Below are 21,087 nucleotides of genomic sequence, written 5' to 3'. Positions count from 1 at the left end.
AAGAGGCTTTCTTTATCGGCTATACTAAAAGAATAGGAGGGATTTAGTATGGTCATTGAAAACCCAACTCGTACGGAAATTGGTGAAATATTGAAAAATAGTAAAACAATTGCGGTTGTTGGATTATCCGATAAACCAGAACGTACATCATACATGGTTTCAAAAGCAATGCAGGATGCAGGGTATCGTATTATTCCAGTAAACCCGTCCGTAGATGAAGTACTAGGAGAAAAAGCTGTTCCGTCATTAAAAGATATTAAGGAACATGTTGATATTGTAAATGTATTCCGCCGTTCTGAATTTTTAATGGATGTTGCAAAAGAATTTGTCGAGATTGACGCGGATGTTTTTTGGGCACAATTAGGAGTACAAGATGAAGATACATATAGGTTTTTAAAGGAAAAGGGCTATACTGTTATTATGGATCGTTGCATTAAAGTAGAACATGCGATGACGAAGTAGTCTAGATATTGAAAATGAAAGGTCAATTCAGCTCAGAATAACATTTGAAAACTGGGCAGATGAACGAGGTGTTCATCATGAGATTTTTTAAAGGCTGTTTTTGGGGATTGCTACTGGTTATCCCATTTTGGATAATTGTCATTTGGTTAATTATCAAATGGTGGAGTATGTAATTTGGAATACATATCCATTTCTCGTTGACAAACGATTATTTTTCTGAAATAGTAGCCTAGAGGAATCCTTGTGAAAAAACAAGGATTTTTCTATTGAAAATGGTATATAAAAGACATAACATAACTTGCCAAAAGTATGGTTAAGGCGTTATTCTATAATAGAAACATATGTTCTGATTTGATTAGGAAAGGGGCAAGGAGTTTGGCGAAGCATCAATTTCAATATAACGAAGATGCCATTCAAGTGCTTGAAGGTCTTGAAGCCGTGCGAAAACGCCCGGGTATGTATATCGGGAGTACAGATAGCCGTGGATTGCATCATTTAGTATACGAAATAGTAGATAACTCCGTTGATGAAGCATTAGCGGGGTTTGGTGACGAAATTTCTGTCATAATACATAAAGATAATAGTATTAGTGTTATTGATAAAGGGCGTGGAATGCCTACGGGAATGCATAAGCTTGGAAAACCTACACCTGAAGTCATTTTAACTGTACTTCATGCAGGTGGTAAGTTTGGACAAGGCGGTTATAAAACGAGTGGTGGTTTACACGGTGTTGGTGCATCGGTTGTAAATGCTTTATCAGAATGGCTCGTTGTAACTATTAAACGTGATGGGAATATATACGAACAACGTTTTGAAAATGGTGGTGTTCCTGCAACAACACTAGAGAAAATCGGAAAAACGAAACAATCTGGAACAACGATGCATTTTAAACCAGATCCATCTATTTTCAGTACAACAAATTATAACTACGAAACGTTATGTGAGAGATTGCGTGAATCTGCATTTCTGTTAAAAGGCATGAAAATCACTTTAAAAGATGAACGAAATGATTTAGAAGATGTTTTTCATTATGAAACAGGAATTGAAGCTTTTGTTGCTTATTTAAACGAAGAAAAGGACTCAATCCATCCGGTTGTATACTTCGCTGGTGAACAAAATGGGATTGAAGCAGAACTTGCATTTCAATTTAATGATGGCTATTCAGAAAATATTCTTTCATTCGTAAACAATGTACGTACGAAAGATGGCGGGACACATGAAGCGGGATTTAAAACAGCGATGACACGTGTTTTTAATGAATACGCTCGTAAAGTCTCAATGTTAAAAGAGAAAGATAAAAATTTAGAAGGTACAGATATTCGCGAAGGGTTAGCAGCAATTGTTTCTGTACGTGTACCGGAGGATTTACTACAATTTGAAGGTCAAACAAAAGGGAAGCTTGGAACAAGTGAAGCCCGTTCATCTATAGATGCGATTGTGTCCGAACACTTAGCATACTTTTTAGAAGAAAATCCAGACGTAGCAACACTTCTTGTGAAAAAAGCAATTAAAGCAGCACAAGCCCGTGAAGCAGCACGAAAAGCAAGAGAAGAAGCAAGGACTGGTAAGAAGAAAAAGCGTTCAGAAGGAACATTGAGCGGGAAGTTAACACCTGCGCAATCACGAAATCCGCAGAAGAACGAACTATATTTAGTAGAGGGTGACTCTGCCGGTGGTTCTGCAAAGCAAGGACGTGATCGCCGTTTCCAAGCAGTTCTACCACTACGAGGTAAAGTAATTAACACGGAAAAAGCAAAGCTTGCTGATATTTTCAAGAATGAAGAGATTAATACCATCATTTATGCAATTGGCGGTGGTGTTGGAAACGAATTTTCTGTCGAGGATATTAACTATGATAAAGTTGTAATTATGACTGATGCCGATACAGACGGTGCCCATATTCAAGTGTTATTACTTACATTCTTCTACCGTTATATGAAGCCGTTAATTGAGGCAGGTAAAGTATTTATTGCTCTTCCACCTTTATATAAAGTAAGTAAAGGAAAAGGGAAAAGTGAAGTAATTGAATATGCATGGTCGGATGAAGAGTTAGATGGTGTGACGAAAAAAGTTGGTAAGGGATATATGTTGCAGCGCTATAAAGGTCTAGGTGAAATGAACGCGGATCAGTTATGGGAAACGACAATGAATCCAGAAACGCGGACATTAATTCGTGTGAAAATTGATGATGCGGCAAGAGCGGAACGACGCGTGACCACATTAATGGGTGATAAAGTAGAACCACGTCGTAAATGGATTGAACGCAATGTACAATTTGGTATGCAAGAAGAAGGAAATATTTTGGAAAATGAAATGATTATGGAGACGGAGGTGGAATAACATGCAAGCAGAGAAGTTTCATGACCTCCCGCTTGAAGACGTGTTAGGTGATCGTTTTGCACGTTACAGTAAATATATTATTCAAGACCGCGCGCTACCAGATGCGCGTGACGGTTTAAAGCCAGTACAACGTCGTATTTTATATTCCATGTATGTAGAAGGAAACGTACATGATAAGGCGTTTCGTAAATCGGCCAAAACAGTTGGTAATGTTATTGGTAATTACCATCCACATGGTGATTCCTCTGTATATGAGGCGATGGTCCGTCTAAGTCAAGATTGGAAAGTACGTAACGTCTTAGTTGAAATGCATGGGAATAATGGTAGTGTGGATGGTGACCCAGCGGCAGCGATGCGTTATACAGAAGCGCGGTTATCGCCGATTGCCTCTGAATTGCTTCGTGATATTGATAAAGAAACAGTAGAATTTGTAGCGAACTTTGATGATACAAGTGAAGAGCCAGTCGTACTGCCAGCGATGTTCCCAAACCTATTAGTAAATGGCTCAACAGGAATTTCTGCTGGTTACGCAACCGAGATTCCGCCGCATCATCTTGGTGAAGTAATCGATGCTACAATGATGCGTATTGACAAGCCAAATAGTTCCGTTGATGACTTATTAACAGTAATTAAAGGACCTGACTTTCCAACAGGTGGTATTATTCAAGGGATTGATGGAATTAAAAAAGCGTATGAAACAGGAAAAGGAAAAATCATCATTCGCGGAAAAGCAGAAGTTGAAACCATCCGTGGTGGTAAACAACAAATTGTTATTACAGAAATTCCATATGAAGTAAATAAGGCAAATCTAGTAAAGAAAATGGATGAATTACGTCTAGATAAAAAACTAGATGGAATTGCTGAAGTACGTGATGAGACGGATCGTACGGGTCTTCGTATTGTTGTAGAATTGAAAAAAGAAGCAAATGCAGAAGGTATTTTAAATTATTTATATAAAAATACGGATTTACAGGTGCCATATAACTTTAATATGGTAGCTATTAATAACCGTCGTCCGACGCTTATGACATTACCGAAAATTCTAGATGCGTATATTGGGCATCAAAAAGAGGTTGTTACACGTCGTTCAGAATATGAACTTAGAAAAGCAGAAACCCGCCAGCATATAGTGGCAGGCTTAATGAAAGCATTATCGATTTTAGATGAGGTAATTGAAACAATTCGAGCATCTAAAGATAAACGTAATGCAAAAGATAATTTAAGTGCAAAATTTGGATTTACAGAAGCACAAGCGGAAGCAATTGTATCACTGCAATTGTATCGTTTAACAAATACAGATATTACAGCACTAGAAAAAGAAGCGGAAGAACTAGAAAAGAAAATTACAGAATTACAAGCGATTTTACAAAGTGAGAAAAGGCTTCTTCAAGTAATAAAAACAGATTTGAAGAGAGTAAAGAAAACGTATAGTGATAATCGCCGTGCCGTTATTGAAGAGGAAATTGAAGAAATAAAAATCGATGTGGAAGTTATGATTCCACAAGAGGATGTCATCGTTACTGTAACGAAAGAAGGGTATGTGAAGCGAACGGGTTGGCGCTCACATAACGCATCGAACGGAAAAGACTTCGGTATGAAAGAGGGCGACATCTTACTTGAGCGTTTCGATACAAACACAACAGAAACGGTTCTTTTATTCACGAATAAAGGAAACTATATTTATCTTCCAGTGTACGAAATGCCAGATATTCGTTGGAAAGATTTAGGTCAGCACGTTGCAAATATTGTTTCGCTCGATAGGGATGAAACATTAATTTGGGCGACTGTTGTACCGAATTTCGAGGAAGAAAAGCGATTTATCGTATTCGTAACGCGAAATGGTATGATCAAAAAAACGGAACTAAATCAGTACAAGGTTCAGCGCTATTCAAGAGCGTTTGTTGCTGTGAACTTGAAAAAAGATGATGAAGTTGTAGATATATTCACAACAGATGGAACAAGTGATATTGTTCTTGCAACACATGGTGCATATGCACTTATTTTTGATGAAGAAGAAGTAAGTCCAGTTGGTGTAAGGGCGGCTGGTGTAAAAGCGATTAATTTAAAGGAAGATGACTATGTTGCTTCTGGTAAACCGTTAGATGGTGAAAAAGATCAACTTATTCTCATAACGCAGCGCGGTGCAGTGAAACGATTAAAAGCATCTGAAATTGAAAAATCAACAAGGGCAAAGCGAGGTCTTGTTATCTTTAAAGAGTTAAAACGTAATCCGTACCGTATTGTTGGTATTGAAATTGTTCGTGATGATGAACTTGTTTATATGAAAACAGAAAAACAGATTGTAGAAGAAATAGATCCAAAAGTATTTCGTAATAAAGACCGGTATAGCAACGGTAGTTTAGTGTTAGATGTTAGTGAGACCGGTGAAGTGGTTGAGACATGGACGAAGAAACGGATAGAATGAATAAACGATAGTAAATATTCCAATTAAATATACGCATTTTATTAATGAAAACCATGTTCTATATTATATAGAGCATGGTTTTTTTGAAATATTGGAAGCTTTAATTCTAATACATTTTAGGATTTATCCCGTATTAACGGACAGTATCACTCTTAAGTCAAATTTCAGTGAAAAGCAAAGAAGTGGGAGATGAATGCCCGATTGGTTCAACTCACCATAAGTAGGGGGAAGAAACCTGCCACTCATGGAAGTTTTACTTTATAAAATTCCTGTTGTACAAAATAAGTATCTTTACATAAATTTTCTCAATATAGAATTACATAAATTCTTGAATTGAATATTTAAAAATTCAAACTATTAATTTACAATAACTTAAGAACTATGGAACAGTAACAAATGTATGAACTATATTCTGTAATAAAGGAGTCCATAAATGAAAAAAGTATATTCCTTTTTAATGACTGTATCTACATGTATATTTATATCGGCTTGTTCCAATCAAACAAATTCTGAAAAAGAGGTAGAACCTGATACTAAAAAAGCGCCAATAGCTGAAACTAATGTGAAAACTAAGCCTTATACAGAGCCATTAACACACGTAGGACAAGAGGCAAAGCATCCACTTGGAACAGTGACTCTAAAGCAATTAAGTGAGCCTAATACAATGATAGAAGCAGGGCCTCTTCATATTCAAGTAGAAAGAATTAAGGTGATCCAGAGTACAGAAGTAAGTGAAATTGGGAAATACAACTTAAAAGAACGAGGACTAAGTACAGAGCAAATGAATGCAATACAATTTACAACCACTTTAGAAAATACTTCAGATCAAGTGGTTGATTTGGAACAAGGTCCTTTTAAAACACTTGTTTTAAGTAATGGTGAGGAAGTAGATGTATATAAAATGAATGCGGACCCAAAAAGTCGAAGTTTAAATGCGAAGGAGAAAATGAAGTTAACACTAATTTGTTTCTTACCTCAAGCTCCAAATGATGTTAAATCCGTAAAAGTAATTACTGATGTGATACGAGAGCAGCAAACAAAAAATGAGGTGAGTGGAGTAACCACTACTGATATTACTATGTAAAAAGAAAACAGCCTGATGAGGCTGTTTTCTTTTGTTTCCAATTAAAAAGCGCAGTATCCAACAACTGGTTTAGAAGAACCAGTTTTAATGAAATAGTCAGGAGCAAAGCCTTGATCTAACTCGCCACCATAGCCATTATCATCTACAAAATCCCAAACCTTACTTCCCATATAAGATTCGCCATTCACATAGCAAAACAACCAAAGATTAGTGCCATCTGGAATGTTTGATTCAGTCCTTGTACCATTTATTGTCGGAGTCGTACGAAGATCTAGCCCAGAACCTGTTTTTTGTACCGGATAAAAAGCAGCTTCCGTTACCGATTGACTTGCAAATAAAACTGAACCAGCTACTGCTACTGAAGCAATTGATAATGCAACTTTTTTAAACATACGTGTTACCTCCTAATAAATTATATTTTATTGCAGATGGGGAATCCCCCGCATACCTATCAAGTATCATCTTTTATTTAAGATTGATAAGCATGAGGGAGAGCCCCTTTCTCCCCATAAATGAATAGAATGTATGTTTAAAAATAAAGCTAATGTTTGTTTCTTTATCAATACTCTAGTTACTAGTTTGAAAAAATAGTGTTTTTGGTAAAACAAAAATTCTTATTTGTTGTTTTCAAACCATGTTTGAAACGTTTGTAAAGGTTGTTCTCCTAATATACGATTCATTTCCTTTCCATCTTTGTAAGAAATAATTGTAGGTGTTCCTTTTATCTGAAACATAGTCCAACCTTGTTTATACTCTTCTAGATTCAAAACTTGCATATCGATATTCATATTTTTTGCCATAGGAACTACAATTGGTGAAATCTTTTGGCAATGCGGACAGGTCGTTTTGTAAAAATAAACTACTTTTGTTTTGTGATTTGATAGATCTTGTTGCAATTGTTCGGGGGTAATTTGATTTTTATAATAATCTACCTTTTCAGTACTTGTGGTTTTTTTACTTTCTGTTCCTTTATTGGTTAGAATAAAAATAAGTGTAAATATTGATAAAATAGTAATCATGAAAAAAAGCATTTTTTTCATATACTGTTTCTCTCCTTGCTTACTTTAATAAGAATAAAGCCACAAATAATAATAATAAGAAAGGCTATTAGAGCGAGAAATGGGATTGTAATAAATCCGAACCAATTTAAATAATCACCTGTGCAAGGTATTCTCCCACATGATGTTCCGTTTTCAGATAAAAATGGGATTTTTTGAAGGGAATAGTGATAAGCAGCTATACATGCACCAATGATAGCGAGAACCAAACTGTAAATCCCAATCCTATAATCTTTCTGTATAATAGCCGTCCCTAGTAAAAGAACTAGTGGATACATGAGAATACGTTGGTACCAGCATAATGTACAGGGCTCATATTTCATTATTTCAGATAGATATAAACTCCCGATGGTTGCAATAAAAGAAATACACCAGCTACTAAACAATATGTATTCTAGTTTTTTTGTATTGCTCATAACTTCAACCTTCCTTGTTTAAGAGATGAAAATCATGTAATAAAGGCTTTTAGAAAATAGAACATGAGTAATTGCAAAATGATTAGCTCAAGAGTTATTATAAATTATGTTTTTGTTTTGTATATTGAGAAAATTTTGTGTTTATAAAATCTTATAGAAGAATAAAGTAAATAAGATGAGATAAATGTAAAGAGTTAGTGCTTAGGGCGGACAATAGTTTTCTTAGCTTGATGGCAATGAGGACAATTTTCCTTATCTTCTATATTTTTCTCCCGCTATGCGTGGGCAGTAAGATCACCACTTCAAAACTCAGTAAAAGCAAAGAAATTAGGTGAGACTCAACTGCTTATAAAATCCGGATCGGTAAGAGCTAATAATCAGCGGGTTATGAATAAAACCCTACTGAATAAAGTTTTCCTTCATTTGTATCAATCTAAGAATGAGCAAATGGTTATGTAAATAAAATAAAACTTGATATAATAACTATGAAATCGTTCTCAAATATGGAGGAATATATGAAAAAAATAGGAGTAGGGATTGTCGGATTTGGATTTTCTAGTACTACATTTCACATCCCTTTATTACAAACGATTGATGAATATGATATTCGTGCGATTGTATCTTCAAAAGAAGATATAGTGAAACAAGCGTTACCGAATGTGCAGGTTGTTAGTAATATTGATGAATTAGTGACAAGAGATGACATTGACCTTGTTGTTATTACGTCACCAAATACAACGCATTTTCCATTTGTAAAAGAAGCTATTGTGCATGGTAAACATGTCGTTGTAGAAAAACCGTTTGTTGTTTCAGTTGAAGAAGGAGAAGAGCTTATTAGATTGGCGAAAGAGCATGATGTAGTTGTTAGTGTGTATCATAATCGCCGCTTTGATAATGATTTCTTAACAATAAAGAAATTGATTGAGGAAAAACAAATTGGGAATGTGTATACATATGAAGCACATTTTGATCGTTTCCGTCCTCATGTACGTGATCGCTGGCGTGAAAAGAATTTACCAGGTTCAGGGATTTTATATGATTTAGGATCGCATTTAATTGACCAAGCATTACATTTGTTTGGAAAACCAGATGCCATTAGTGCAGATGTAGTAAAACAACGGCCTGGAGCAGAAACGGATGATTACTTCCATATTGCACTTCATTATGGAAACATGCGTGTCATTTTACACAGTAGTAGTTATGTGAAACATGCGGGACCTCATTTCAATGTTCATGGGGATAAAGGTTCGATTGTAAAATATGGTATGGATTCACAAGAAGACCAATTAAAAGCTGGTATGAAGCCAGGTGACAATGGATATGGAGAAGATAGTGAAAGTAATTTTACTGTTTTAGAAACAGAAGAGGAAGAAAAACGCATTCCAACAGAAGTGGGATGCTATGAAATGTATTATAAAGGAATTCGAGATAGTATAGTAAATGGTGTGCAACCTCCTGTAACAGCTGAAGACGGTTTACAAGTGATTCGATTAATCGAATATGCAATTGAAAGTAGTACAACAGGCAAGGTGATTTTACTATAAATAAAAAAAGACACGATTTCGTGTCTTTTTTATTTATAGTATGATGTGAACCGAGTCTTTGAATTGTATGCCTAATTTTTCTAAATATTATTTTCAGGATTAGAAAGCCCATAAAAAAACATCGTAACAATATCTTGAATATGTTTTTCGCGATCTCCTTCCAATAATTGAGGCCCATAGTCATCACCTAATTTACTGAACATTTGAATGTATAGTAACATCATTTCTTTTGAAAGGTTGGGATTAATTTCATTGTTACGTTGTGCATGTTCTAATATCTCTAAAAACCAAGGCAGGACGGTTTCATTTTGATAACGATATATAAATTCGCGAAGCTCTGAATCTCTTTGGATCACTTGCAACAACATGTCAGGATGAAATAATCCGCCGCTTTCCATTTTTCTAACAATCATTTTATGCAGTATTTCATGGAAAGGCCTGTTTTCGGATGCTAGCTCTTTATAGTATTGGAATTCAGTAGTCGCAAATTCTTGAATAAGTTCTCTAAAAAGAGCGTCTTTACTCCCAAAATGGTTATAAATCGTCACTTGGGATACTTTCGCTTTTTTTGCAATATCCTCTATTTTTACTTCGTTAAATCCACGTTCTGAAAATAATAACAATGCCGCGTCTTTAATGGCGCGTTTTTTCTTTTCTTTCACTTTTTCAAACCCGTTCAATACAATCACCTCACCTAAAATATACAAGAAAATAAAGATGAAGACAATAAATTTGAAATATAGGATTGTGAAAATTTCAAAAAGTTATTGCTAATATAATTGGAGAGGAGTACAATGATTTTGAAATATAAACAGTTAAATATTTCAAAAAATGAGGTGGGATAATGATTTCAGTCCAAAATATCACAAAGCAATTTTCAAATGGAAAAGGGTTATTTGATATTACTTTTCAAGTAAAAGAAGGTGAAGTTTTCGGTTACCTAGGACCGAATGGTGCAGGAAAATCAACGACGATTCGTAATTTAATGGGATTTATCAAACCAACAGCTGGTCATGCAGAAATTTTTGGATTAGATTGCTGGAATGAGGCTGCGAAAATCCAAAGAGAAGTTGGTTATTTGCCAGGAGAAATTTCTTTTACAGAAGGAATGAATGGATTAGAATTTTTAAAACTAATGCAAGGTATGCGAGGATTGAAAGAAACAAAACGACGTGATGAGCTTATTGAAAGATTACAATTTGATGTGAAAACACCGATTCGAAAAATGTCTAAAGGGATGAAACAAAAGGTAGGCATTGTTGCTGCATTTATGCATGATCCAGAGGTGTTAATTCTAGATGAACCAACATCGGGATTAGACCCACTTATGCAACAAACTTTTATTGATTTAATACTAGAAGAAAAACAAAAAGGAAAGACAATCCTTATGTCGTCACATATTTTCACAGAAATCGAGCGGACATGTGACCGAGTAGCGATTATTAAAGAAGGACGTCTTGTAACAGTGGAAAATATTCATGATTTACAGGGGATGAGAAGACAGGTAATGGATGTAACAGTGTCCTCTCAAGAGGAAATGCGGTCTTTACAAAAGAAAAATTTGCAATTTGAAGCAGTGAAGGGGAATACAGCATCTGTTATTGTGCAGGGGAATTATCAGGAAGTATTACAAATACTTGCACAGTATAATGTAAAAGCACTTCAAACGAGAGCTATGGATTTGGAACATTTATTTATGCATTATTATGATGCGAAAGAGGGTGCAAACCATGAATAAACAGCTGTTTTTAGCTAGCTTTAAAGAAAATTCAAAAAGTATATGGAGTTATTCGATTGGTGCGGCTCTTTATTTATGGTTGTTAATTTGGATATTCCCATCACTCGTATCAGCAAAAGGGTTAAATGAACTGATAGGTGCTATGCCAGAGAGTGTGAAGAAAATAGTTGGTATGGAAACTCCGATTCAAAATGTAAGTGAGTTCTTAGCGGGTGAATACTATGGCATGTTGTTTATTATCATTTTGACGGTTTTTAGTGTAACAGTTGCGACGCACTTAATAGCTCATTATGTAGATAAAGGAGCGATGGCGTATTTACTAGCAACACCTGTATCTAGAGTGAAGATTGCAATAACACAAGCAGTAGTTCTTATTCTTGGATTACTGATTATTACACTTGCTACGTACGGAGCTGGTGTATTAGGAGCAGAGTTGTTCTTAAAAGACAATAATCTAAATCAAGAATTATTTTTCAAGATGAATTTAGTAGGGGGACTTATATTTTTGGTAGTCAGTGCCTATTCATTTTTATTTTCTTGTCTATGTAATGATGAAAGAAAAGCTCTTAGCTATTCAGCAAGTCTAACCATTTTATTTTATGTATTAAATATGGTGGGGAAATTAAGTGATAAGCTAGAATGGATGAGAAATATATCATTATTCTCACTGTTCCGTCCAGAAGAAATTGTAGCAGGAACATATAACATATGGCCGGTGAGTATTGGGTTAACTTGCGGTGCTATTTGTATCTTTGCAGTAGCGATTGTGTTGTTCAAGAAGAGAGACTTGCCGCTGTAGATGAATATGGTTGAAAAGATAGTTAGTTCATAAAGGAATTAACTATCTTTTTTATTTCTGGAAAATTAAGAAAAAAATGAACCTTTTATCGCACTAAACCGTCTAATAAGTGTAAAGTTTTATTGAGAGAAATAAAACAGGAGGACAAACAGTGAAAGTACTACCGTTATATAAAACTATGGTGAAAGAAGAGACGGATGTTTCTTTAGCTAAAAAAGGTAATCATGAAGCATTTGTTTCCTTAATACATACACATAAAGTTAAGCTTTATCGTATTGCAAAAGCAATGCTACATGATGAAGTTGATATAGAAGATGCGATGCAAACAACAATTTTGAAAGCGTATGAAAATATAAAAAAACTTAAAAATGAGGAGTTTTTTCAAACATGGTTAATACGAATTTTAATTAATCATTGTAATGAAATAATCCGGTCATATAAAAAAGTAATCGCAATGGAAGAGAGTGATTATCAGATGATATCGTTTGACGATTACGAAGATCTAGACTTGCATAATGCAATTCAGTCCTTAAATGAAGAATTAAGAGCTGTAACAGTGTTGTATTATTACGAGGATATGAATCAAGAAAATATTGCAACACTATTAGAAATCCCAAAAGGTACAGTTAAATCAAGATTGTCGAGAGCAAGAGAACAACTACAGGAGCAATTAAAAATGGAATAGGGGGTGCTAATACGATGGATAGAGACAAACTGTTTGATGAAAATCTGAAAAAGCGAATAGAAAAAGAAAAGACATTGTTACCAGAGCATTTGAATCAGAAAATTAGTGATACGTTACATAATATTCCTGTTCAAAAGAAATCTTATAGAGTTCAAGTTATGGCTGTTAGTGCGGTAATAATGGTATTATCACTCGTTTCTATGCTTGAATTTTCTGTGCAAAGTTTTGCGCAAAAAGGTGGGGTATTTGAATATGTAACGAAAAAAGCATTTTCAGATTATGAAAATGAAGAAGAAACAAAATCTAACGTGAATTATCCTGAAAAAGAAAAGATTCATCAAAGAATGCTAGATTCAATTGATTATTTTAAAAATGTAACAGGCCAATTTGAAGAATATACGAGTTCATCTCATCTTATTACTACTTACAAGTATGCAATTGATACAGAGAATAAGAGGGGAATTTCTTCTAAAGAGGATAGGCAATCAAAGAAAATGACGATTTTATATAACAATGGAAAAAGACAGGAATTTAATGATAAAGATGCTACTTATAAAGAAGTGGATTGGAGGCCTGAACCAAAAAACAAAGAATTACTAAAATTAACTCCTACCGAAAGGGTCTTTAATAAAGTAGGAGAGAAGAAACGGTATGACGGTGAATATGTCGGATTCGCTACATACAGTATTCAATCTGAGTTTGCAGATTTGTTAATTAGATATAAAGATTGGAATTTCAAAGAAATAAAGTATCTTGGATTAGATTGTTACAAAATAGAGGGCGTTATAAATATAGAGATGCCTGTTAGTACATCAGAAGATTTACAAGGGGAATTTGAAATGATTGTTGAAAAAAATACGGGAATCATGCTAAATTTTCTTAGTTTCGATAAAGGGATGATTCAGTATTCTATTACTACAGAAAAGATACAAATAAATAAAAGAATAAATGAAAACGTATATCAAAAAGATGTATCTTCATATGAAAAATTGAAAAATGTATTGAGTAAATAAGGAATTTGTCATTTTGTCAGTTTTTAATTTGTATAGAATAATAAGAATCGGGGGAAATGATGTGGAGAAGAGTGTACTTTCACGTGAAAAAAAGAATAAGAAAAAATCTAAAAAAAGAAGAGTCATAGGCATATTTTTAGGGATCTTGTTAGCTAGTGGCGTTGGATACGGTGCGTACCTATACAATAAAGCTTCAAATGCGGTGCAAAAAGCATCTCTCAGCCTAGCGCGTGGTGAGAAATCTGACTTACGTGAGGAAGTTGTAAAGCCAATAACCAATAATGTTTCTCTCTTAATTATGGGTATTGATGAAAATAAGGAGCGTCAAAAAGAATACAATGGTTCGTTTCATACAGATGCATTATTATTAGCGACTTTTAATAAAGATGATAAAACAGTCAAATTAATTAGTATACCACGTGATACATATACATATGTTCCAATTGAAAAGAAAAAGGATAAAATAACTCATGCATATGGAAGAGGTTTTGTAAAGAATGGAAAGGATGGAGGGCCACAAGCTTCTGTTGAAGCAGTAGAAAAATTATTACATGTACCGGTTGATTATTTTGTGAAATTCAATTTCAATTCGTTTATAAAAATTGTTGATGATTTAGGTGGCATTGAAATAGATGTTCCGATTGAGTTTTCTGAACAAAATAGTAAAGATGAGCCTGATGCTATCCATTTGAAAAAAGGAATACAAACATTAACTGGTGAACAAGCACTCGCTCTTGCAAGAACGCGGCATATTGATAGTGATGCTATGAGAGGACTGCGTCAGCAACTCGTCATTGAAGCAATCTTAAAAAAATTAAAAAGCGTAGGGTCTGTTACAAAAATAGGGAAAATGATTGATACTGTAGACGGTGATTTTAAGACAAACTTAGCTTTGGCTGATATGCTGTCGTTTTACAAATATGGTTTAAATGCTTCAATTGAGAAAATACAATTAACCGGAGATGATCTATATTTACCAAATGGTCCGAATGGTGAACGAGTATATTATTATAATCCAGACATAAAGAGTTTAAGAGAACTTAGTAATAAACTTCAAAGCCATCTTGAATTAAGTGAACAGCAAATTAAAAAAGAAGATGAAGAGGGTTAAGAAGTATAGCACACACAATATAAAAATTTTTTAGTAAAGCAGATAATTATAAATGTCTGCTTTTATATTTTGTTAAGAAAGGATTTACTAGAATTATACATTATTTATTAACAATAATTCAGAAGAGTTTTCTTTACAATTGGAATAAATAGAAGAAAAATCAAATGCATGTAGGAATACAAAAAAATGCTATATCAACGTAGTGGCATGTTTATGAATATTAGTGCAATAAAATAATTTTTATAAAATTTTTAATAATAATACTTTACAAAAAACAAAAAATTAGTAGAATAATAGTTAATAGAAATCTTTTGATAAGAATATAAAGAAAAACAGAATTATCAGAAATTTCTTAATCTAGAAACGTACAAGAAATTAGGGAGGGTACAAAAGTGAAAAAGAAAAAGATGAAAAAACTAACAGCAGTCGTAGCACCAGTTTTAGCAATGAGTATGGCATTAACGGCATGTTCTACAGGTGGAGACAAAAAAACAAGTACGAATTCAAGCGGAAGTGATAGTAAATCTGATGCTAAATTAGCAGCAAAACAAGTACTGAATCGTACAGAAACAAACGAAATTCCAACGATGGATACTTCCAAAAGTACAGATACTCTTGGATCACAAATCTTAGGGAATACAATGGAAGGATTATATCGTCTTGATAAAGATAATAAGCCAATCCCAGCTGCAGCTGAATCCAGCACGAAAAGTGAAGATGGCAAAAAATATACATTTAAACTTCGTAAAGATGCAAAATGGTCAAACGGTGATCCAGTAACAGCGAAAGACTTCGTGTATGCGTGGCAACGTTTGTTAGATCCAAAGACAGCTGCAGAGTACGCATTTATTGCATATTACATTAAAAATGCAGAAGCGATTAATCAAGGAAAAGCAGAAGTATCTACACTAGGTGCAAAAGCGGTAGATGATTACACACTTGAAGTTGAACTAGAAAACGCAGTTCCGTATTTCTTAAACTTAACAGCATTCCCATCGTACTACCCATTAAATGAAAAGTTTGTAAAGGAAAAAGGAGAGAAATTCGGCTTAGAATCTGATACAGTGGTTTATAATGGACCGTTTGTTCTAACTGATTGGAAACATGAGCAAGGATGGAAACTGAAGAAAAATGATAGTTATTGGGATAAAAAGAATGTGAAGTTAGATGAGATTAACTACAGTGTTGTTAAAGACATGGCAACTCGTGTAAATCTATATGATAGTGGTGAGATTGACTTTACTTTATTAAGTGGAGAGTTTGTTGATAAATATAGAAATAACAAAGAAGAGTTTGGTGTATATTCTGAACCAAGTACATTCTTCTTACGTTTAAACCAAAAACGCGGTGGTCAAGATACACCATTAAAGAGCAAGAAATTACGTGAAGCGATTGCGTTGTCAATTAATAAAAAAGATTTAGCAAATGTAATCTTAAATGATGGTTCTAAGCCTGCTGACTACTTAGTACCAAAAGGGTTAGCAAAAAGTCCTGATGGGAAAGACTTCCAAGAGGAGTTTAAAAACGGCTTAAAGAATGATACGAAAAAAGCAGCGGCAGCATGGGAAGAAGCGAAAAAAGAACTTGGTAAAGATCAAGTGACACTAGAGTTCTTAAACTATGATACAAGTAATGCGAAAAAAGTTGGTGAATATGTAAAAGACCAAGTTGAGAAAAACTTAAAAGGTGTAACAGTAAATATTAAAATGCAGCCGTTCAAACAAAAGTTAAAGTTAGAATCTGAACAAGATTATGACTTCTCATATGCTGGTTGGAGCCCAGACTATGCGGATCCAATGACATATTTAGATATGTTCGAATCAACAAACTCTCAAAACCAAATGGGTTACTCAAATCCGAAATATGATGAAATCATCAAAAAAGGAAAAACAGAGTTAATGGCAGATGCGAAGAAACGTTGGGAAGAGTTAGGGAAGGCAGAAAAACTGTTGCTTGAAGAAGATGTAGCGCTTGTACCATTACATCAGAATGCTAGATCATATGTAATGAAACCAAACGTAAAAGGTGTTGTAAAACATAACATCAGTCCAGAATATAGCTTCAAGTGGGCTTACGTAACAGAAGAAAATAGTAAGTAATGAAGATAAAAGCATTTCTAAAGGTAGGGTGTCTACTTTTAGAGGTGCTTTTTTCTATGTAGTGAATCTTACTTATAGAGGCTTTCGTTACTAGAAGGTATATATATATAAAGAATAAGAAATATACTTTTCTCATATAGTGAATGGTAATTTCTTGCAAATTAGTGTAACGAAAGCACATCGTTATTATAGTAGAAAGTATTTTCTGGATTTTCAAAAAATAACTTTACAAAACATAAAAAAACAGTAGAATATTAATTAATAAGAATTTTCTGATAATATAAATATATCAGAAAAATAGAGAGGTATTATCGTACATAAAATTAGGGAGGGTATACAAATGAAAAAGAAAAAGATTAAGAAGCTAACGGCGGTTGTAGCGCCAGTTTTAGCAATGAGTATGGCATTATCAGCATGCTCGGGATCAGGTGGAGATAAGAAGACAAGTACAACGTCTAATAGTGGTGAAGAGAAGAAATCGGATATTAAATATGCGGCAAAACAAGTATTAAATCGTACAGAAAATCAGGAAATTCCAACAATGGATACTTCAAAATCAACAGATACACTTGGTTCGCAAATTTTAGGGAACACGATGGAAGGGCTATATCGCCTTGATAAAGATAATAAACCAATCCCAGCTGCAGCTGAATCCAGCACGAAAAGTGAAGATGGTAAAAAATATACGTTTAAGCTTCGTAAAGATGCAAAATGGTCAAACGGTGATCCAGTAACAGCGAAAGATTTCGTGTTTGCATGGCAGCGCTTACTTGATAAAAACACAGCTTCTGAATATGCGTTTATTGCTTACTATATTAAAAATGCAGAAGCGATTAATAAAGGAGAAGCAGAGCTATCTACATTAGGTGCTAAAGCAGTTGATGATTATACCCTTGAAGTGGAATTAGAAAAACCAGTTCCATACTTTTTAAATTTAACAGCATTTCCATCGTATTACCCGTTAAATGAAAAGTTTGTGAAAGAAAAAGGAGAGAAATTCGGTTTAGAGGCGGATACAGTTGTATATAATGGACCATTCGTAATGTCTGAGTGGAAGCATGAACAAGGTTGGAAATTGAAGAAAAATGATAAGTATTGGGATAAAAAGAGTGTGAAACTAGAAGAAATTAATTATAGTGTTGTAAAAGACGTAGCTACAAAAGTGAACTTATATGATACTAACGCAATTGACTTTACATTATTATCAGGTGAGTTTGTTGATAAATATAAACCAAAGAAAGATGAGTATGGTGAGTATGCAGAATCAAGCACTTTCTTCTTACGTTTAAATGAAAAACGTGGAGGTCAAGATACGCCGCTGAAAAGTAAAAAGTTACGTGAAGCAATTGCATTATCAATTGATAAAAAAGGTTTAGCAAATGTTATCTTAAACAACGGCTCCAAAGCAACAGATCAATTAGTACCAAAAGGACTAGCAAATGGTCCAGACGGTAAAGATTTCACAGAAACATTTAAAAATGGTTTAAAGCAAGACACGAAAAAAGCAGCCGCAGCATGGGAAGAAGCGAAAAAAGAGCTGGGGAAAGACCAAGTGGCAATAGAATTGTTAAGTTATGATGATGGAACAGCGAAAAAAGTTGCTGATTATGTAAAAGACCAAATTGAGAAAAACTTAAAAGGTGTAACAATTAATACGAAAATCCAGCCGTTTAAACAAAAGTTAAAACTAGAATCAGCGCAAGACTATGAAATCTCTTACGCAGGTTGGAGCCCAGACTATGCGGATCCGATGACATTTATCGATATGTTTGAAACGAAGAGCCCTTATAACCAAATGAGCTATTCAAACCCAAAATATGATGAAATGGTTAAAAAGGCAGGGAATGAATTAATGTCTGATGCGAAGAAACGTTGGGAGGAGTTAGGAAAAGCAGAAAAACTATTGCTTGAAGAAGATGTAGCGATGGTGCCGTTATATCAAAGAGGCAGTGCGTATGCAATGAAACCAAACGTAAAAGGAATTGTAAAACATAATATCAGTCCAGAATATAGCTTTAAGTGGGCTTATGTAACTGAGGAAGACAAAAAATAATGTTGAATTAGAAAAGCATTTCCAAAGGTAGATAAACTATTTTTGGAGGTGCTTTTTCATGGGGATAATCAGTGGGAGATGAAGAAAATCCACACTGATTAAAGTTGTACTTTATTAATTGTTTTATTACTAAAAAAAATCACGATGTATAAACTATGCAATAAAAGTACTATTTATAAATTTTTAAGATAAATATAATCTCAAATTGATTAAGAGTTGAAGGGAAGTATTAAATTTATATCGGTTATATAAGGGGAAAGAAGGTTAAATATAGAATTCGAAAAAAGAGAGACGAATAAGATGATCCCAGGGTTCATATAGTAGATGGGGAGAATCTTGTAATTGTACTATTAAAAAGGGAATCATTATTATAGAAAAAATATTTTCTGAATTTTTAAAAATAACTTTACAAACTTAGAAAAAATAGTAGAATATTAATTAATAAGAATTTTCTGATAACAAAATAGACATCAGGAAATCTCTCAAGAGTGGCATCGTACATATAATTTAGGGAGGGTACAAAAAGTGAAAAAGAAAAAGATGAAAAAATTCACAGCGGTTGTAGCACCAGTTTTAGCAATGAGTATGGCATTAACAGCATGCTCGGGATCAGGTGGGGATAAGAAAACTAATACGTCCTCTAGTAGTGGCGAAGATAAGAAATCTGATATTAAATATGCAGCAAAGCAAGTATTAAATCGTACAGAAACAAACGAAATTCCAACGATGGATACTTCTAAAAATACGGATACACTTGGTTCTCAAATCTTAGGGAATACAATGGAAGGATTATATCGCCTTGATAAAGATAATAAGCCAATCCCAGCTGCAGCTGAATCCAGCACAAAAAGTGAGGATGGCAAAAAATATACATTCAAACTTCGTAAAGATGCAAAATGGTCAAACGGTGATCCAGTAACAGCGAAAGACTTCGTGTATGCATGGCAAAGGTTAGTAGATCCAAAGACAGCTGCAGAGTATGCGTTTATTGCATATTACATTAAAAATGCAGAAGCGATTAATCAAGGAAAAGCAGAAGTATCTACACTAGGTGCAAAAGCAGTAGATGATTATACACTTGAAGTTGAGCTAGAAAGAGCAACTCCATATTTCTTGAACTTAACGGCATTTGTATCGTATTATCCACTAAATGAAAAGTTCGTAAAAGAAAAAGGAGATAAATACGGTTTAGAATCCGATACTACAGTTTATAATGGACCGTTTGTTCTAACTGATTGGAAACATGAGCAAGGATGGAAACTGAAGAAAAATGATAGTTATTGGGATAAAAAGACTGTGAAGTTAGATGAAGTTAACTACAGTGTTGTTAAAGATATGGCAACTCGTGTAAATCTATATGATAGTGGTGAGATTGACTTTACTTTATTAAGTGGAGAGTTTGTTGATAAATATAGAAATAACAAAGAAGAGTTTGGTGTATATTCTGAACCAGGCACATTCTTCTTACGTTTAAATCAAAAGCGCGGTGGTCAAGATACACCATTAAAGAGCAAAAAATTGCGTGAAGCCATTGCATTGTCAATTAATAAAAAGGATTTGGCAAATGTAATTTTAAATGATGGTTCTAAACCTGCAGATTACTTAGTAGCGAACGGATTAGCAAAAAGTCCTGATGGGAAAGACTTCCAAGAGGAGTTTAAAAACGGCTTAAAGAATGATACGAAAAAAGCGGCGGCAGCATGGGAAGAAGCGAAAAAAGAACTTGGTAAAGATCAAGTGACACTAGAGTTCTTAAACTATGATACAAGTAATGCGAAAAAAGTTGGAGAATATGTAAAAGACCAAATCGAGAAAAATTTAAAAGGTGTAACAGTAAATATTAAAATGCAACCGTTCAAACAAAAGTTAAAATTAGAATCTGATCAAGATTACGATTTCTCATATGCTGGATGGAGCCCAGATTACGCGGATCCAATGACATTCCTAGATATGTTCGAATCAACAAATTCTCAAAACCAAATGAGCTACTCGAATCCAAAATATGATGAAATCATCAAACAAGGTAAGACAGAGCTAATGGCAGATGCGAAGAAACGTTGGGGAGAGTTAGGGAAGGCAGAAAAACTGTTGCTTGAAGAGGATGTAGCACTTGTACCATTATTCCAAAGTGCTAGATCGTATGTAATGAGACCAAACGTAAAAGGTGTTGTAAAACATAACATTAGTCCAGAATACAGTTTCAAGTGGGCTTATGTAACAGAAGAAAATAGTAAGTAATGAGGATAAAAGCATTTCTAAG

The 21,087-nt window shown here is 34.2% G+C and carries 17 protein-coding genes; 13 read left to right on the top strand and 4 right to left on the bottom strand.

The genetic code is table 11. The features are described 5' to 3' along the window. The first annotated feature begins 48 nt into the window (after nt 1–48). From M014_RS0110135 to M014_RS0110120, 4 genes are all read left to right on the top strand, one after another. On the top strand, nt 49–462 hold the full coding sequence (locus M014_RS0110135) for a CoA-binding protein (RefSeq protein WP_026591626.1): 414 nt from the start codon (nt 49–51) through the stop codon (nt 460–462). 375 nt (nt 463–837) lie between these two features. Beyond that, nucleotides 838–2,802: a DNA topoisomerase IV subunit B gene (gene parE, locus M014_RS0110130; RefSeq protein ID WP_026591625.1), complete on the top strand. Its 1,965-nt coding sequence runs from the start codon at nt 838–840 to the stop codon at nt 2,800–2,802. Between the two features lies 1 nt (nt 2,803). Further along, nucleotides 2,804–5,227 (top strand): DNA topoisomerase IV subunit A, encoded by a 2,424-nt coding sequence (gene parC, locus M014_RS0110125; RefSeq protein ID WP_026591624.1) that lies wholly within the window; start codon nt 2,804–2,806, stop codon nt 5,225–5,227. Nucleotides 5,228–5,660: 433 nt separating this feature from the next. Next, entirely contained in the window at nt 5,661–6,311 is a 651-nt protein-coding gene (locus M014_RS0110120; protein ID WP_026591623.1) for a hypothetical protein, read from the top strand. Nucleotides 6,312–6,352: 41 nt separating this feature from the next. Here M014_RS0110120 and M014_RS0110115 read toward each other — a convergent pair whose 3' ends face one another. The 3 genes from M014_RS0110115 to M014_RS0110105 all read right to left on the bottom strand — a co-directional run bounded on the left by M014_RS0110115 (nt 6,353) and on the right by M014_RS0110105 (nt 7,785). Then, a complete protein-coding gene (locus M014_RS0110115) occupies nt 6,353–6,703 on the bottom strand; it encodes a hypothetical protein (protein WP_026591622.1) in 351 nt (116 codons plus the stop codon). 222 nt (nt 6,704–6,925) lie between these two features. Next, a complete protein-coding gene (locus M014_RS0110110; protein WP_026591621.1) occupies nt 6,926–7,351 on the bottom strand; it encodes a thioredoxin family protein in 426 nt (141 codons plus the stop codon). Continuing rightward, entirely contained in the window at nt 7,348–7,785 is a 438-nt protein-coding gene (locus M014_RS0110105) for a disulfide oxidoreductase (RefSeq protein WP_026591620.1), read from the bottom strand. The genes M014_RS0110110 and M014_RS0110105 overlap by 4 nt, the downstream gene beginning before the upstream one ends. Nucleotides 7,786–8,300: 515 nt before the next feature. On the opposite strand from M014_RS0110105, the gene M014_RS0110100 reads away from it, so the two are divergent. Further along, nucleotides 8,301–9,329 (top strand): oxidoreductase, encoded by a 1,029-nt coding sequence (locus M014_RS0110100; RefSeq protein ID WP_026591619.1) that lies wholly within the window; start codon nt 8,301–8,303, stop codon nt 9,327–9,329. An 80-nt stretch (nt 9,330–9,409) separates the two neighbouring features. On the opposite strand, the gene M014_RS0110095 is transcribed toward M014_RS0110100, so the two are convergent. Next, nucleotides 9,410–10,036, bottom strand: coding sequence for a TetR/AcrR family transcriptional regulator (locus M014_RS0110095; RefSeq protein ID WP_081811004.1), 627 nt, complete (start codon nt 10,034–10,036; stop codon nt 9,410–9,412). A gap of 137 nt (nt 10,037–10,173) precedes the next feature. Between M014_RS0110095 and M014_RS0110090 the strand changes: the two genes are divergently transcribed. The 8 genes from M014_RS0110090 (at nt 10,174) to M014_RS0110055 (ending at nt 21,065) form a co-directional block, all read left to right on the top strand. Further along, entirely contained in the window at nt 10,174–11,067 is an 894-nt protein-coding gene (locus tag M014_RS0110090; RefSeq protein ID WP_026591617.1) for an ABC transporter ATP-binding protein, read from the top strand. Continuing rightward, a complete protein-coding gene (locus M014_RS0110085) occupies nt 11,060–11,866 on the top strand; it encodes an ABC transporter permease subunit (protein ID WP_026591616.1) in 807 nt (268 codons plus the stop codon). Before M014_RS0110090 ends, M014_RS0110085 begins: the two co-directional genes overlap by 8 nt. A gap of 151 nt (nt 11,867–12,017) precedes the next feature. Further along, on the top strand, nt 12,018–12,551 hold the full coding sequence (locus M014_RS0110080) for a sigma-70 family RNA polymerase sigma factor (RefSeq protein ID WP_026591615.1): 534 nt from the start codon (nt 12,018–12,020) through the stop codon (nt 12,549–12,551). Nucleotides 12,552–12,565: 14 nt separating this feature from the next. After that, nucleotides 12,566–13,564, top strand: coding sequence for a hypothetical protein (locus M014_RS0110075; protein ID WP_026591614.1), 999 nt, complete (start codon nt 12,566–12,568; stop codon nt 13,562–13,564). Nucleotides 13,565–13,625: 61 nt separating this feature from the next. Next, complete coding sequence (locus tag M014_RS0110070; protein WP_026591613.1) at nt 13,626–14,675, top strand: LCP family protein; 1,050 nt, start codon at nt 13,626–13,628, stop codon at nt 14,673–14,675. A 392-nt stretch (nt 14,676–15,067) separates the two neighbouring features. Further along, a complete protein-coding gene (locus tag M014_RS0110065; protein ID WP_026591612.1) occupies nt 15,068–16,774 on the top strand; it encodes a peptide ABC transporter substrate-binding protein in 1,707 nt (568 codons plus the stop codon). 340 nt (nt 16,775–17,114) lie between these two features. After that, nucleotides 17,115–18,827, top strand: a complete 1,713-nt coding sequence (locus M014_RS0110060) for a peptide ABC transporter substrate-binding protein (protein ID WP_026591611.1) — start codon at nt 17,115–17,117, stop codon at nt 18,825–18,827. A gap of 540 nt (nt 18,828–19,367) precedes the next feature. Further along, the gene (locus M014_RS0110055) at nt 19,368–21,065 is read left to right on the top strand and encodes a peptide ABC transporter substrate-binding protein (protein WP_197030398.1); all 1,698 of its coding nucleotides are present in this window, start codon (nt 19,368–19,370) and stop codon (nt 21,063–21,065) included. The last annotated feature ends 22 nt before the right edge of the window (nt 21,066–21,087 follow it).

The sequence above is a fragment of the Bacillus sp. UNC437CL72CviS29 genome (assembly GCF_000482345.1).
Lineage (GTDB): Bacteria > Bacillota > Bacilli > Bacillales > Bacillaceae_G > Bacillus_A > Bacillus_A arachidis.
The sequence above is the reverse complement of the archived record's forward strand: the minus strand, read 5'-3'. Positions and strand labels throughout refer to the sequence as shown.